Annotated in this window: 11 protein-coding genes; 2 read left to right on the top strand and 9 right to left on the bottom strand. The window is 46.1% G+C overall.

What is annotated here, in order from left to right; translation table 11 throughout:
* Window positions 1–112: 112 nt before the first annotated feature.
* The 4 genes from PATL_RS18310 to PATL_RS18295 are packed head-to-tail and all read right to left on the bottom strand — an operon-like array spanning window position 113 to window position 3,372.
* Window positions 113–1,366, bottom strand: a complete 1,254-nt coding sequence (locus PATL_RS18310; protein ID WP_011576300.1) for an ATP-binding protein — start codon at window positions 1,364–1,366, stop codon at window positions 113–115.
* A 9-nt stretch (window positions 1,367–1,375) separates the two neighbouring features.
* Complete coding sequence (locus PATL_RS18305; RefSeq protein ID WP_011576299.1) at window positions 1,376–2,074, bottom strand: response regulator; 699 nt, start codon at window positions 2,072–2,074, stop codon at window positions 1,376–1,378.
* Window positions 2,074–2,448: a DUF3019 domain-containing protein gene (locus PATL_RS18300; RefSeq protein WP_232283342.1), complete on the bottom strand. Its 375-nt coding sequence runs from the start codon at window positions 2,446–2,448 to the stop codon at window positions 2,074–2,076. The genes PATL_RS18305 and PATL_RS18300 overlap by 1 nt, the downstream gene beginning before the upstream one ends.
* A 45-nt stretch (window positions 2,449–2,493) precedes the next feature.
* Window positions 2,494–3,372 carry a MipA/OmpV family protein gene (locus tag PATL_RS18295; RefSeq protein ID WP_011576297.1) on the bottom strand — a complete coding sequence of 293 codons (879 nt, stop codon included), beginning with the start codon at window positions 3,370–3,372 and terminating at the stop codon, window positions 2,494–2,496.
* Between the two features lie 250 nt (window positions 3,373–3,622).
* Here PATL_RS18295 and PATL_RS18290 point away from each other — a divergent pair, with 250 nt between their 5' ends.
* Together PATL_RS18290 and PATL_RS18285 are read left to right on the top strand one after the other, a co-directional pair.
* Window positions 3,623–4,993, top strand: coding sequence for a hypothetical protein (locus PATL_RS18290; protein ID WP_011576296.1), 1,371 nt, complete (start codon window positions 3,623–3,625; stop codon window positions 4,991–4,993).
* A 402-nt stretch (window positions 4,994–5,395) separates the two neighbouring features.
* Window positions 5,396–5,929, top strand: coding sequence for a DUF3016 domain-containing protein (locus PATL_RS18285; protein WP_011576295.1), 534 nt, complete (start codon window positions 5,396–5,398; stop codon window positions 5,927–5,929).
* Between the two features lie 42 nt (window positions 5,930–5,971).
* Here PATL_RS18285 and PATL_RS18280 read toward each other — a convergent pair whose 3' ends face one another.
* The 5 genes from PATL_RS18280 to pepA all read right to left on the bottom strand — a co-directional run bounded on the left by PATL_RS18280 (window position 5,972) and on the right by pepA (window position 14,285).
* Window positions 5,972–7,657, bottom strand: coding sequence for a sensor domain-containing diguanylate cyclase (locus PATL_RS18280; RefSeq protein ID WP_011576294.1), 1,686 nt, complete (start codon window positions 7,655–7,657; stop codon window positions 5,972–5,974).
* Entirely contained in the window at window positions 7,650–9,125 is a 1,476-nt protein-coding gene (locus PATL_RS18275; protein ID WP_011576293.1) for a bifunctional metallophosphatase/5'-nucleotidase, read from the bottom strand. The genes PATL_RS18280 and PATL_RS18275 overlap by 8 nt, the downstream gene beginning before the upstream one ends.
* A gap of 365 nt (window positions 9,126–9,490) precedes the next feature.
* Entirely contained in the window at window positions 9,491–12,256 is a 2,766-nt protein-coding gene (locus PATL_RS18270) for a valine--tRNA ligase (RefSeq protein WP_011576292.1), read from the bottom strand.
* A gap of 26 nt (window positions 12,257–12,282) precedes the next feature.
* A complete protein-coding gene (locus PATL_RS18265; RefSeq protein ID WP_011576291.1) occupies window positions 12,283–12,753 on the bottom strand; it encodes a DNA polymerase III subunit chi in 471 nt (156 codons plus the stop codon).
* Between the two features lie 26 nt (window positions 12,754–12,779).
* On the bottom strand, window positions 12,780–14,285 hold the full coding sequence (gene pepA / locus PATL_RS18260) for a leucyl aminopeptidase (RefSeq protein WP_006994216.1): 1,506 nt from the start codon (window positions 14,283–14,285) through the stop codon (window positions 12,780–12,782).
* Between the last annotated feature and the right edge of the window lie 186 nt (window positions 14,286–14,471).

Here is a 14,471-nt window from a genome sequence, read left to right as displayed (position 1 = left end):
GCATATTAGCATTTTTTTGCTGTCATTACGCTAGTTTGCGTTATCGATTATGTTAAAGGTTGATACAGATCAGGATGTTGTGCTGCTGATAATAGAGAAACGTAAGGTCGTGTTAGGGCGTTGATGATTGGCGGTCGTGGCGGGGGTAGCGCAATACAAATGCAGCGCCGCCCAGCGCTGAATCGTGTACTTGGCAGTCCCCTTGGTGCCACTGCTGAATACGCCGTACAATGGCTAAGCCCAGTCCCGCACCGCCCGACGCACGCGTGCGCGCTTCATCTGGGCGATAAAATGCATCAAATATCTTTTCTTGGACGTCTTTTGGAATACCAGGTCCGTCGTCTTCTATGCTGAGCAAAACATGGTCTTGGTCTTGGGTGATATTGATTGAGATGCGCGACTTTGCATATCGACTGGCATTCACCAGTAGGTTTTCTAGCGCCCTTTGTACGAAATGATCATCTGCGAGTAGCAGTATGTTCTCCCCAGAAATACATACCTGATGATCTTTCAAATGCAGGGTTTGCAGATGGGCTACCACTTGCTCTACAAGCTCCTTCAACGGGATTTCAGCTAAGTTAAGCTCAGGAATAAGCACATCACTACCGGCGTAATCAAGCATCTCTTGCACGAGTCTTTCCAGCTCTTCCACATCCAGAGACATGGCGTTCCATTTTTCAGAATTGCTCGCGGGTTGTGCTTCAAGCGCGAATTTTAAACGCGCTAGCGGCGTGCGAAACTCATGAGCCACAGCCCCAGATAGCTCTCGTTGCGATTGCAGCAAACTCTTTACCTTTAGGCTCATGTTGTTAAGCGCTTGGGCAATGGGGGCGATGTGTGATGTGCTAGCAATGTGGTTATCCACTAGGCTGCCATCGTCTTGAACATGACTCACGCTGCGTTTTAGGGCACTTAAATCACGCCACAATGGCCATAGCCAAAGAGCGATTAACGCCCCTAAACACACGAAGAATATGCCGCTGTACACCATGAGCGTTTGGCTGTTGGTTTGCGGGCGTGTGATATTGAGCTCTAACAAGTCGTTTTCATTAAGGGCGATATACAGCTGTTCACCCATTTGCTCGTCGTACAATAAAACGCTTTTATTATTTTTGAGCTGAGCCGCGCTTTGTGCGCTCCAACCAATACTGTTGTAGGGCACAACTGTGTGGGGCAGAGCGGTACTTTGGGCCAACGCAAGTAAGTTGTCATGATTGTTTTTGGCGGCGTCCAACAAGGTCATTATCGTCGTAACATGGCCTGTTGGGCCTTGGGGGGGATGGCTGAAAAGGCGTTCTAACCCTGCACTTAGGCCAATCATGGCTAACACAATAAAAAGGTACAAACTGATAAACAATCTAGCCATACTGAAAGATTATTCCCACGCGTCAGCGACGAAATAAAACCCTTTTCCCCAGATGGTTTTAATACGATAGGGATGACGAGGGTCATCCTGCAGTTTTTTACGCAGACGCGAAATGCGCACATCCGCTGAGCGGTCTAAACCATCATATTCTCTGCCGATAAGCTCGCGGTATAGCGTATTGCGATCCACTAGCTGGGACGCATTTGCGGCTAACTTCCAGAGCATATCGAATTCATGGCTGGTTAGGGGCACATCTTCGTTTTTAAGGGTCACCTTGCGTGCTAGATAATCAAGCGTTAGCTGACCAAAACGCAGTTGGGTCGCTCTCTCAATTGGGGCTTTAATAGTATTACTTCGTCTCAGCAGCGCTTGAATACGCGCTAACAGCACCCGGGGTTCGACCGGTTTCATAACGTAATCATCTGCGCCAATCTCAAGGCCGAGTACATGATCAAAATCGCTATTTTTTGCCGTCATAAACAACAGCGGTCCTTGATATTCAGGGCGAATTTTTTTGCACAACGTAAAGCCGTTATCCCCCGGTAGCATAACGTCAAGCACAACCAAATCTGGCGAATGTTGTTTAATCTCATCAAGCAAACCCGTGCCGTCACTTAAACTGGTCACGGTGAAATCATGTTGGTTCAAGTATTCACTCACAAGCTGGCTGAGTCGCGCGTCATCCTCAACAAGTAATATGTGCGGCATTAGAAAAGGCTCCAAGGATTGTTGACCCGAAAACGGGTACTGCGCCGGGTCGACTTCACCCCTAACGGTTGTTGAAGAAGGGTTCCACCCAATGCGTCTTTTAATAATAAACGTGTGTTGTCGTCTATGGTCAGGGTTAAGTCTTTTTGCACAACCGTTTCGCTGGAGCAAAATAGCCGTTGTGGTGACAGTTTAACCACATACACACAGTATTCCTGCTGGTGTTCGTTTTGTACCTGAACTGAGAGCGTAAACTGGCACTGTGTGCCAACGCGCTGAGTGACGCACACTATCGGCTGAATTTGCCAGTTAACGTCATGCTCTACAGCGTGTACTTTGTCCCCTAAAACTATGCTTAAACAGGCTAACAGCACTCTCAAATTATGCGTGCTCCAACGAATGAGTTGAAACTATCTGCGTCATCTGAATACGTACCCAAGACCAATAAATACCGTACTTGTGTATTTTTTATCTACCAGTGGGCTGTTAGTCATCCCAGAATGAAGCCAAGTCACACTGGTTCGGATAAGCCATTGCCATTGTTGGTTTATCTTCTTGTTGGCGCTGAGCGCTAAGCTGGGTTGCCAACCCGCTGAAGCGTCGTAATAAAGATCACGGAGCACGTTATCTTGCTGATCCACACCGTAATAGTAATCAACTAATTTGCTGCTCTTCCAAATCACAGTTGGCGCTAAGCTAACTTGCCACTCGTTTAGCGACCAATGGTGTTGGTAGCTAATTTCAAATTGATGCCCGTGATGCACGTTTGAGGCATCTGTTTTGACCGCGATGCGCCACTGGGAGTGGGCGCTGCGTTTATGCCAGCGTACGCCTGCATCTATCGCCCATTTTCGACTTTTTACTTCGTCGACTGAGACTTGGCGATCATCAAAAGGTGACGCATTTGTTGGCCCAATAGCGTTACTCAAAAAATGACCAGAAGCGCCAAGTACATTGCTTGGGTGCCAAAAGGTGAAAAAGGCTTTTTCGGTGTTAACGCTGAAAAAGGTGTCTAGCGCAAAAGTCGGGGTTTGTATCCATTGATAGCCGACTTCGGCGTTATCCAAATAAACGTTATCACCGTAGTAGGCTATATCGGGGATGAGCACCAGAGGAATAGCATCGCCGCCAACGAGTGGATTGGTCTTTGCGCCAGCGCCGAGGGCTATTCCCACTCGCCATTTCTCAGTTTCGATGCATTGGGCCGAGTTGCAGTCTGCGTACGCGTATTTTGCGAGGGTAAAAAAGCATAGCAAAATGCACTTTGCGCCTAGCTTTTTTATACTGTTTGTACCCATTTACCACACCCACACTTCGAAACAACGTTGATCATAAGATAATTATCAAAAGTTCATAAAAACTGCGAACTTTTCTATTGATGCATCCTAGCAAACCCGCGGGTAAAGCTCACCACAGGGTTACAATTATTCACAAATCCTCGCAATTAAGATCGAGACACCTCACGCAGTGTGATTAGGATATTAAGCCAACACGATAGGCCCGAAATAAGACGGGCGACATTGGCTCATAACATCAAGGAAATGCACCATGTTAGGTACTGGTTTACGCGGTTTATTCATCTTCATTCTCACTTGGCAACTCGGCGCATGTGGGGGCTCTGATGATAAAGAAGACAGCAAAAAATATGACAAGCCTTACTTGCAGTTTTACAACGGCTCTGGGGGAAGTGGCTCTGTTTTTCTCAGTATTGATGAGAGCAGTAGCGCCGGCTCTGCCGTATACGGTGATGCGACTAGTGTACTCACACTTGAAGATAATGACGTTGATTTGACCTTTACTGAAAAAGACAATGATGGTGTTACGCATACCCTAGAAGAGTTATCTGTAAAAGTGAGCACGGGTCATAAAATGCTGGTGGTGCTTAGCGCAAAAGACAGTACGGCGATATTTAATACCTATGAAATTGAGCGTACAGAACTGGATAAACGTTTTCGATTATTTGCTACATCAGTGCTGACGAGCGACCAAGACTATGATGTGTACTTAGGTGAGAATGGCAGCTCATTTGCGAATGCACATTTGTTGGCGACCGTGTCAACAGACGAACTTGAGCAATTTGACTCATGGCAAACCGAAGACACAAGTTCGTTTAGCCAGGGGGAATATCAGGTGTATTTAACCCTGCCCGGTGCAGATACCCCTGTGTTTGAAAGTTCAGCCATTGCATTTAGTTACGCCACTGAATATACAATGATCATTCGTGCCAGCTCTGGAGCGATAAAGAATAATATTGAAATGGACTTAGTCATCAACTCTTCTTCCGTAAATAAATACACCTCAACAGATGAGGCTGCGCAATATCGCATTTACAATAGTCTTGAAGAAAAAGACGTGATCGTAGATGTAATGGGTGGCCAGGATAATCAGCAACAAGTGTCTGTGGCTGCCAATGCTTTGAGTGATTTTCGAGGCATCGCTTTTGGTGATTATCAATTGTCGGGTCAGGTCAGTGACGATAATAATCTTGCATTCTCAAATCGTTTGCTAAGCCTGAGCCAAGGCAGAAGCAATGCGATCGTGATATACCAAGATGAGGAGCAACAGTTAGTCACACTTACGTTTGAAGAAAGTAACTTGCCGCAAAGTGTCGAACACGACATCCAAGTGGTGAATGTGAACCCAGATTATGATGACCTTGATGTCTTCTTTGTACGCCAAAATGAAACCATTAATACGGCGAAATATCGCACCCAAAATTTAGCCTTTGAACACTCTGCGCGCTTAACTATAAAAAGTGGTCAGTACGAGATTGTGATGGTGCATAACGACGAGAATAATAGCCCGTTATTACTCGCACGAAGTGAAATGCTGGAGATTGATCAAGACGTTAATTACATTGTTAGCCTTCAAGCATCAACGTTATCACCCAGCGGCTATAAAATCGTGCTACTGCACTAATACGTGATCGGTGGTTAGGCAATAGCGCTATTTGGTCGCTGAAGTCGTGCTATCTGTTTTGGAAGCTAGCAATGGGGACAATAGCCAGAAGTCTAAATATTTTGATAGCACGCGGCTGATGTACTGCGAATTTATTCGCCGCAATACGGTCTATTTAATATAAGCCAAGATGAAATAGCGCTTTTGGCCCTAATGTTATTGTTAATGCATGTTACTTTGAAAGGCTTAGATTAGAGAGAGCGCTCTCATGAGTAGCCGGATTGAGTCGCTTAAAGGTGTTAAATAAAGGTGTGAGATAGTGTTCAGGCCGTATTCAGCGCGTTTGCGGTAGACTTTGATCAAATGCGATATGCGATATGGCTCAAGCGCATCTTAAATTCGCACAAAAAAAGGTGAATGAATATGAAAAATCTAGCTGTCGCCCTGTTATCGGGCGTTACGTTAATGTTATCCGCGCAGGCCTACAGCCAGGCCAAAGTGGATGTGACGTGGCAAGACCCAGAGAAATACACAGATGTGCGCCCTTCAAATGAGTCGCGTACCCGCTTTAAAGAGCGCACGTTTAAACAATTAGACGAATATATTACAGAGCTCGCTAAAACCTTGCCTGAAGGCCAGACCCTGAAGATGAACGTAACGAACTTAGATTTAGCAGGGCAGGTTTGGCCCGCTTCGTTTGTGGGTATGGGCAGTGGGGCAAACGATGTGCGCCTGATTAAAAGTATTGATATTCCGCGCATCGCGTTTAGCTTTGAGTTGCTTGGGGCCGATGGCGCTGTAATTCAGCAAGGTGAGCAAAACTTAAAAGACATGTCTTTTCAAAATCGCCACAATCCGTTTTTTGCGTCTGAGAACTTACGTTATGAGAAAAACATGATACGAATGTGGTTCGATGAGCAATTTCCCCAGGAAGTCGCAAAAAAGAATACTCACTAATTTATAACGTCGCATGATTTGCGACGTTTTTTTTGCGCGATACTACGAGGTGATAATATCCGAATAATGCACCATCCGGTCGCGACCACTTTGTTTGGCTGAATAAAGTGCGTGATCCGCTAAACGTTGAACATAGTCTGCGTCTTTCGGATCTTGCGGTTGACAGGTTGACACGCCGATACTGATGGTCAAATGTTCTTCTTTGGGACTGTATTTATGCTCAAGGTTTGCATCACGCACGGCTTCTAATAGCGCCGTGGCAACTCTTATCGCACCATCTTTATCTGTATTAGGCAAAATAAATACGAATTCTTCACCGCCGTATCTGGCGGCAAAGTCACCACTGCGTTGGGCGAATCTTTCCAGCAATTGCGCAATCGCTACCAGAGCTGTGTCGCCTGCGGCATGACCATAATTGTCATTGTAAAGTTTGAAATAATCCACATCAATCATCAGTAACGACAGGGACCATTTTTCTCGGTTCGCTAGCCTTAACTCACGCTCTAATCGTTCATCTAACGCTCTGCGATTGGGGATACCCGTTAATCCATCTAACAGTGATAGTTCTTGTAAGGCGAGCTTTTGCTGCTCGATGGTCGTGGCAAAATAGTCGATGGTATCGGCAATGTCAGATATTTCATCATTGCCTGAGATATGCGTAGTATTGCTAAAACCGTTGGCCCTGTCTTGAACCACCATATTAAGCTGAACTAAGCGTCTAACCACGCGATTTTGAATAAAGAATACAATGACTAACAGCAAAATGAGTGCGCCAATGACGTACAGCCCCACATTGTCTATTTGTTCTTTGATTCGGGTAGAGGTTCTGCTTGTTTGAGTGATAAGGGAATCACTCAATTGATAAGACTTAAAGTTGAGTAGACGTGCGTAATCGGTGATCAAACTATGCACAAAGTTGCCGCGCCCGGTCACCCGGCCTGATATACGCAACAGGTTAATTTGTAACGGAAATATTCCTTGATCACGAAGGGCGATATGGGTGAATTCATCGACGATCTTAATTAATCTCGGGCGCAAGGAAATAGGCAACGCATTAGCGTTTTTATACAAAGTATCAGTGATGGTTTGAGCCGCAAAGGACGATTGGCGGATAGCTTGTAACCGAGTCAAGTTGGCGGCATTACTAGATAGGGCAACAGCTTCATACAATGAGGCACGCCAATCTTGCAAACCTTGAATATCCTTTTTCGACAATGATGGGGCAGTAGTGATTTTAACCACTCTGTTATTGAGTGCATACAAGGCTTTTTGCTGCACAGCAAGTTGCTTGGCAAGCTTGATTCTGTGTAGCGCGATGGTTTTTAACTCTAGAATTTCGCTTTCAATCGCATTCAAGTGAAAATCAAGGTATTGGGTGCCTCCGTGACGCTCAGCAACAGTTCGAATCTGCTCCATCTTGTCATTAACATGCCGTTCAGCGATACGCAGTGCCGCCTCAGAATTGGCATAACTCAAGCCATCACTGATGGCTGAAAGGGCAGTGATATGGTTGTTTATTTGCTCTGAAAATACTACGTTGGGCAACGATTTATTCGCAAGGTTATCGAGGATTTCACGAAAATCACTCAGGCGTGAATGGGCTAATATAGTCACACTGATAAAAATGGCGAACACACTAACAAACGCTATTGCAAATACGCTGCTAAGAGGTATACGCGCCTTTAACGTTTTACCGGGTTTGCTGATAGCTGGGAGTTGTTTACTCATTAATATCTACCAGTCTCTCATCTAAATTTGGTCCTAACTCTTTGCTATTTCTCATGCTTTCCATAAATACGTCAACCACCATTGGCGGCTCCATATATCCCAGCGTAATCTGAGGGCAAGCACTGAGTACTTGATAGCCATCCCCGCCCTGTGCCATGTAGTCTGTGGTGGCTAATTTGTAGGCTCGGGTTGGCACAATTGCTCTACCATCGAGCGTGATAGACACAACCCGTTCCCCTGCTTTTTGACTTGAATCGTATTTAACCTCAATACCTGAAATCTGCGGAAAACGGCCGCGAACATTTTCAATCTCACTTAACCCATTTTCAATCGCAGCTCTTAACTGCAAACCCGTCACTGTTAATACAGCCAATTTGCTGCGAAAGGGTAATTCTTCAGCGATTTCACGGCGTGTGAGTTGTTGCCCTTTGGTGTATGAGCGATTTCCGCGAATGATGCCACCGTTAAGCAGTGCCATATCGGCATTGGCGAATGATTTCAATGCATCAGCCACGGCGTTAGCAAAGGCATTCTCTTCGGTGCGTACACTGCTTCTTTTGGTTTGAAAAGCTTGTGTAACGTTAGCGATGGGTTGATCGAGTAGGCGGTTTAAGCGAGATGTATAGCCCTTTACTTGCCCAGCAACTATGGGCTCTTTGGAAAATTCCGATAGGTTTTTGCTAACCCAGCTTATGTCGAGCTTAGGTTTCTTGCCGGTATGCACATTTAAGTTTATTTCAGCTAAGTGATTCAGGTAATTCAACACAACGGCGTGAGGATGTTGAGGTAATACTTCATCAGGTATGATCGTGGACTCAGGTGTTGTTGTTACTGATATGTCGATAATCTGCTTGTTCAATAGCTGATCTATAAACGCAAAGCTGTAGGAATACATTAAGATGACAATGTCAGCGCCTTTTTCTCGCAACGTTCTGGATGTTTCAGTAATGATTTGCTGTGGGTCGCGAATGACAATCTGCTTTAATAAATAGTCAGTGATAGCGCTATCATCTAGCACAGAAATAACGCCGAGCTTTACCCCTTTTTGCTCGACTATGACGTAATCGAGTAGTCCGTCTACATTGGCTTTACTGCGTTTGTCATAAACATTACTGGATATCAGTGGAAAAGCCGCTTCGTAGGAGCGTAATGACAATTCGTCTTCAAAATAGCTAAATTCACGCTTAGTGACAGACATGACGTCGGGCTCTAGGCTATTAAGAATATCAATGATATGTGTGCCGCGGTCTAGGGATGAAAGCGGACTAGGCGCCAGACTGTTGCCACCGAATAAAAAAAACGTGCTGGTATCTTTTTGATTGCGATACAATTGCAGTGCGCTAGAGAGCTCAGGATAACCTCCGACATGTTTTAAGCCTATAACCGGCATGTCAGATGCGTAGATGATTGTCACATTCTCACTTTTAGGCACGTCAGCGGTGACTTTATAAGAAAAACACGTCAGCATGCTGATGCACAAAAGTACAAATTGTATCCGATTGATGTTGCAGTCCCCTAGATCAAAAGAGCGTGTAACTAGCTGAAATGTATCAAGCAAGTATTACATATTGACGTTATTCAATAGTCAGCTATTAGTCTAATTTATACCAATTGTTTTCGTTTATTGTCGTAAATCTCTTTTCTCAATCAATTCTTGTTACGAGAGGCTTTTCACACCGCACTTTTCTCACCACACTTTTCACACCAGACTTGGCGACAAATGCATTCTGCACTGATTTTACAAGGTGTGCGAGTTAAATGACGTGTACTGTTCGTGTAGATATCGACGGCAATAAACTGCGCAGGCAAGTAGGCCTGCGCAGGAGGGACTACTTACAAATTTTCAATGGTTTGTTTCTGCTCTTTCAACTTCGTCATTTGCATGGTGAAGTCATCAAGCTTGGCTTTTTCTTTATCAATGACCGCTGGTGGTGCATTGCTAACGAATTTTTCGTTGCTCAATTTACCTTGAGTACGGCCAAAGTCAGCTTCAATTTTTGCTAACGCACGGTTAATCCGGGCCAGTTCTGCGTCTTTATCTATTAGCCCAGCCATAGGAATAAGAATCTCCATCTCACCTACTAGCGCGGTAGCACTGGCAGGGGCTTCTTCTTCTGGCTGCAACAATTCAACGCTTTCAAGTTTGGCTAGCGCCCCTAAAAACTCACGGCTGCTTTGCAAACGTTGCCAATCTTGAGCACTGGCGTTACGAAGCAACACATTTAACGGTTTATTAGGTGAGATATCCATTTCGCCGCGAATATTACGAATGCCCACAATCACGCTTTTGATCCACTCCATTTCAGCCAGTGTGTCTTCGTCGCGCAGCGCTTCGCTTTGTGCTGGGAATGGCTGAGTCATGATGCTGTCGGCTTGAATGCCGCATAGCGGCGCCAACCTCTGCCATATCTCTTCTGTGATAAACGGCATAATCGGATGCGCTAAACGCAAAATGCTTTCAAGTACATTGACCAATGTATGGCGGGTACCGCGTTTTTGCGCGTCAGTGCTCACTTCAGAGTTAAGTACCGGCTTCGATAGCTCTAAGTACCAATCACAGAATTGATTCCAAGTGAACTCGTACACCAAGTTCGCTGCAATATCGAAACGATAACCCGTTAAGGCATCTTCAAAGTCTTTCAAGGTTTGCTGGAAGCGCGCCAAAATCCACTTATCCGCTAGGCTAAGCTCCATGTCGCCGCCATTTGCGCCAGTGTCTTGGTCTTCAGCGTTCATCATCACAAAACGCGATGCGTTCCATAACTTGTTACAGAAGTTGCGATAGCCTTCAACTCGCTTCACATCAAAGCTGATGTCGCGACTGGTAGACGCCATCGCAGCAAACGTAAAGCGCAATGCATCGGTGCCATAAGCAGCAAAGCCTTCTGGGTAGCTCTTGCGGGTATTCTTTTCGATTTTAGCGGCTAGTTTAGGTTGCATCATGCCTGAGGTGCGCTTGGCGACTAAGTCATCAATACTGATACCGTCAATCAAATCGATAGGGTCGATAACATTGCCTTTCGATTTAGACATTTTATCGCCTTGCTCGTCGCGGATAAGCCCGGTGATATAAATTTCTTTAAACGGAATTTGCCCAGTGAATTTCTTGGTCATCATGATCATTCTGGCTACCCAGAAGAAAATAATATCGAAACCGGTAACCAATACGGCGCTAGGTACAAAAGTATCAAGCTCTGGGGTTTTCTTTGGCCAGCCCATAGTAGCAAATGGCCATAGGGCAGAAGAGAACCACGTATCTAACACGTCTTCGTCTTGGCGCAATGTGACGCTGGCATCAAGGCCGTTCTTTTCGCGTACTTCAGCTTCTGTGCGGCCAACGTAGATTTTGCCATTTTCGTCATACCAAGCAGGTATGCGATGACCCCACCAAAGTTGGCGTGAAATACACCAGTCTTGAATGTTGTTCATCCACTGGTAATAGGTTTTGTCCCAGTTTTCAGGAACGAATTTAATCTCGCCACTTTTCACGGCATCAATTGCGGGTTTCGCTAGCTCTTGAACTGCCACATACCACTGATCGGTTAAATAAGGTTCGATAACCGAGCCAGAGCGATCGCCTCGGGGCACTTTTAATTTGTGGTCTTCAATCTTAACCAATACGCCTGCGGCGTCTAAATCAGCGACGATTTGCTTACGTGCATCAAAGCGGTCAAGGCCACGGTATTGCTCAGGGGCAACATCGTTAATTTTGGCGTCATCGGTGAGAATGTTTATCATCTCTAGGTTATGACGTTTACCCATGTCGTAATCGTTGAAATCATGGGCAGGGGTAATTTTTACGCAGCCAGTACCGAAGTCTTGCTCAACGTAGTCATCTGCGATGATCGGAATAAGACGGCCTGTAATCGGCAGCTTGATTTGCTTACCGATAAAGCCTTGGTAACGCTCATCATCAGGGTGAACCGCAACGGCTGTGTCACCCAGCATGGTTTCGGGGCGCGTGGTGGCGACAATCAGCTCACCTGTGCCATCGGCTAATGGGTAGCGCATATGCCACATGAAGCCATTTTCTTCTTCGCTAAGTACTTCTAAATCTGATACCGCAGTGTGCAATACCGGATCCCAGTTGACTAAGCGTTTGCCGCGGTAAATCAGGCCTTCTTCGTGCAAGCGAACAAATACTTCGTTCACGGCTTCCGATAAGTCGTCATCCATGGTGAATACTTCACGATCCCAATCGGGTGACGTACCTAAACGGCGCATCTGTTGGGTTATGTTGCCACCAGATTCTTTCTTCCAGTCCCAAATTTTTTCAACGAACGCTTCACGACCTAAGTCGTGACGGGTTTTACCTTGGGCGTTTAACTGACGTTCTACCACCATCTGCGTGGCAATGCCCGCGTGGTCGGTACCGCATTGCCATAAGGTATTGTCACCCTTCATACGGTGATAACGAGTTAGCGTATCCATGATGGTTTGTTGAAAACCATGGCCCATGTGTAAGCTGCCAGTCACGTTGGGGGGCGGTAGTAATATGCAGTAAGGTTGGCCTTCGCCGCTGGCTTTAAAATAGCCTTTATCTTCCCACGCTTGGTAGCATTGCTGTTCAATGTTTTGTGGGCTAAATGTTTTATCCATGGTGTTGGGTCTCGTTATTGCGATGACTAATGACCAGCGAGTGAGTTGAGTAACTCAGTGCTGGGTAACGTATCTAGTTGGTGGCCTGCGGCGCGATAATGCTTATAGCGCTCACGAGCTTGCTGCTTTAGCGCATCCGCGGCGGGTACAAAATCATAAATTCGACTGAATTTGCCATGAAAATCAGGCATGTTGTCAGCCAAATTAATCAGTACCGGCTTATTAAATTGGCTTGGGCGTTGCCAGCAAATTTCAACAGGCGTACCCGCTTGTGGGCCTTCACCAGTGAGGTTGTGCGGCACAAAACGATCGTTAGGCAGTTGCCATAACAGCTCATCGAATTGTTCTGCTTGTGCCTGACTTTGGCACATCACCACACAGCGCTGTTTATTGCTAAAACACTGGGCCGCCAATTGACAAGCCAGCGCAAGGTGCGCTGGCTGTTGGCTGGTTGCTTCTGCTTCTTGCTCAAGCAGGTAAAACGTGACCTTTGACATCAGGTTATCCGTTTATTATTGGCTGACTAATCTTCTGACTCAATGCCTGCTCGGTTCATTAAGAACTGAGATAGCATAGGTACAGGGCGACCAGTAGAGCCTTTTTCTTTACCGCCAACCCAAGCTGTACCTGCGATGTCCATGTGCGCCCAGTTGTACTTACGCGTGAAGCGCGACAAGAAACAAGCAGCGGTAATTGAGCCCGCTGGGCGACCGCCTAAGTTGGTCATATCAGCGAATGGGCTTTCAAGTTGGTCTTGGTATTCATCCCACAGCGGCATGCGCCAAGCTTTGTCGCCACTTTGCTCTGATGCATTTACTAACTCATGGGCAAGAGGATTATGATTACTGAATACACCCGTCGCGTGGTGACCAAGAGCGATAACGCAGGCACCGGTTAAGGTGGCTACATCAATAACCAATTCTGGGTCGAAGCGTTCAACATAAGTTAAAGCATCGCACAGTACCAAACGGCCTTCGGCATCAGTATTTAGCACTTCAACGGTTTGACCTGACATGGTGGTTAAAATGTCACCAGGGCGATACGCATTGGCATCAGGCATGTTTTCACAGCCAGCTAATATGCCTACGACGTTTATCGGCAAGTTAAGTGCGCTGATGGTATGCATGGCACCTAAAACACCCGCTGCGCCGCCCATGTCGTATTTCATTTCGTCCATGGCTTCGCCTGGCTTGATAGAAATACCACCTGAGTCAAAGGTCAAACCTTTACCGACGAGCACAATAGGGGCTTGATCAGCAGGGCCGCCTTTATGCTCCATGATGGTCATAATGGATTCATTCACTGAGCCACGCCCTACCGCAAGGTAAGAGTGCATGCCTAGGGCATCCATTTGCTTTTCGTTGACTGAATCAACGTGCAAATTTTCATACTCAGCTTCAAGGGCTTTGGCTTGCTCGAAAAGGTACATAGGGTTACAGATGTTGGGTGGCATGTTGGCTACGTCACGGGTGGTCTTGCTACCCAATGATACGGCTAAACCGTGTTCAACTGCGCGCTCACCAATTGTTAGCTCGCGGCGTGTCGGTACATTAAACACCATTTTACGTAATGGTCTGCGCGGCTCGCCTTTTTTGGTTTTCAACTGCAAGAAGGTGTACAAAGAGTCTTGCGTCGCTTCAACCGCTTGGCGTACACGCCAGTAGGTATCACGGCCTTTAACGTGAAGCTCTGATAAGAAACATACGGCTTCCATTGAACCCGTTTCATTTAAGGTTTTAATGGTTTTAGAGATGATTTGCTTGTATTGACGTTCGTCTAACTCGCGCTCTTTACCACAACCGACCAACAATACACGCTCGCTCAGTACGTTAGGTACATGGTGTAACAATAACATTTGGCCCGGTTTGCCTTCCAGATCTCCACGGCGCAATAGGTTGCTAAGGTAGCCACCACTGATTTCGTCTAATTGTTCGGCCACTGAGGTTAAGCGGCGTGGTTCAAATACACCGACTACGATACAGGCACTACGTTGTTTTTCTGGGCTTCCACTTTTTACACTAAATTCCACGGGGCATCCTCGTCACGAAACTGTTAATCTGTCATTACATACTGGTTGTAACACTGAGCTTTTTGAATTTGTTATTGTGATGTTGTGCAAAGCGCTACGGCGTTATCTTTATAAACAGCGTTTCATTGCAATTGCAAGAAGAGCTCAAGCCAGACATAATCTGTAGATTACGTGCGGGCAAGCGCT

This window comes from Paraglaciecola sp. T6c, from assembly GCF_000014225.1.
Lineage (GTDB): Bacteria > Pseudomonadota > Gammaproteobacteria > Enterobacterales > Alteromonadaceae > Paraglaciecola > Paraglaciecola atlantica_A.
The sequence above is the reverse complement of the archived record's forward strand: the minus strand, read 5'-3'. Positions and strand labels throughout refer to the sequence as shown.

Excerpts from the sequence above, each read along its gene's own strand:
- PATL_RS18310 (WP_011576300.1), bottom strand. The coding sequence starts at position 1,366 with ATGGCTAGATTGTTTATCAGTTTGTACCTTTTTATTGTGTTAGCCATG.
- PATL_RS18305 (WP_011576299.1), bottom strand. The coding sequence starts at position 2,074 with ATGCCGCACATATTACTTGTTGAGGATGACGCGCGACTCAGCCAGCTT.
- PATL_RS18295 (WP_011576297.1), bottom strand. The coding sequence starts at position 3,372 with ATGGGTACAAACAGTATAAAAAAGCTAGGCGCAAAGTGCATTTTGCTA.
- PATL_RS18290 (WP_011576296.1), top strand. The coding sequence starts at position 3,623 with ATGTTAGGTACTGGTTTACGCGGTTTATTCATCTTCATTCTCACTTGG.
- PATL_RS18285 (WP_011576295.1), top strand. The coding sequence starts at position 5,396 with ATGAAAAATCTAGCTGTCGCCCTGTTATCGGGCGTTACGTTAATGTTA.
- PATL_RS18280 (WP_011576294.1), bottom strand. The coding sequence starts at position 7,657 with ATGAGTAAACAACTCCCAGCTATCAGCAAACCCGGTAAAACGTTAAAG.
- PATL_RS18275 (WP_011576293.1), bottom strand. The coding sequence starts at position 9,125 with ATGCTGACGTGTTTTTCTTATAAAGTCACCGCTGACGTGCCTAAAAGT.
- PATL_RS18270 (WP_011576292.1), bottom strand. The coding sequence starts at position 12,256 with ATGGATAAAACATTTAGCCCACAAAACATTGAACAGCAATGCTACCAA.
- PATL_RS18265 (WP_011576291.1), bottom strand. The coding sequence starts at position 12,753 with ATGTCAAAGGTCACGTTTTACCTGCTTGAGCAAGAAGCAGAAGCAACC.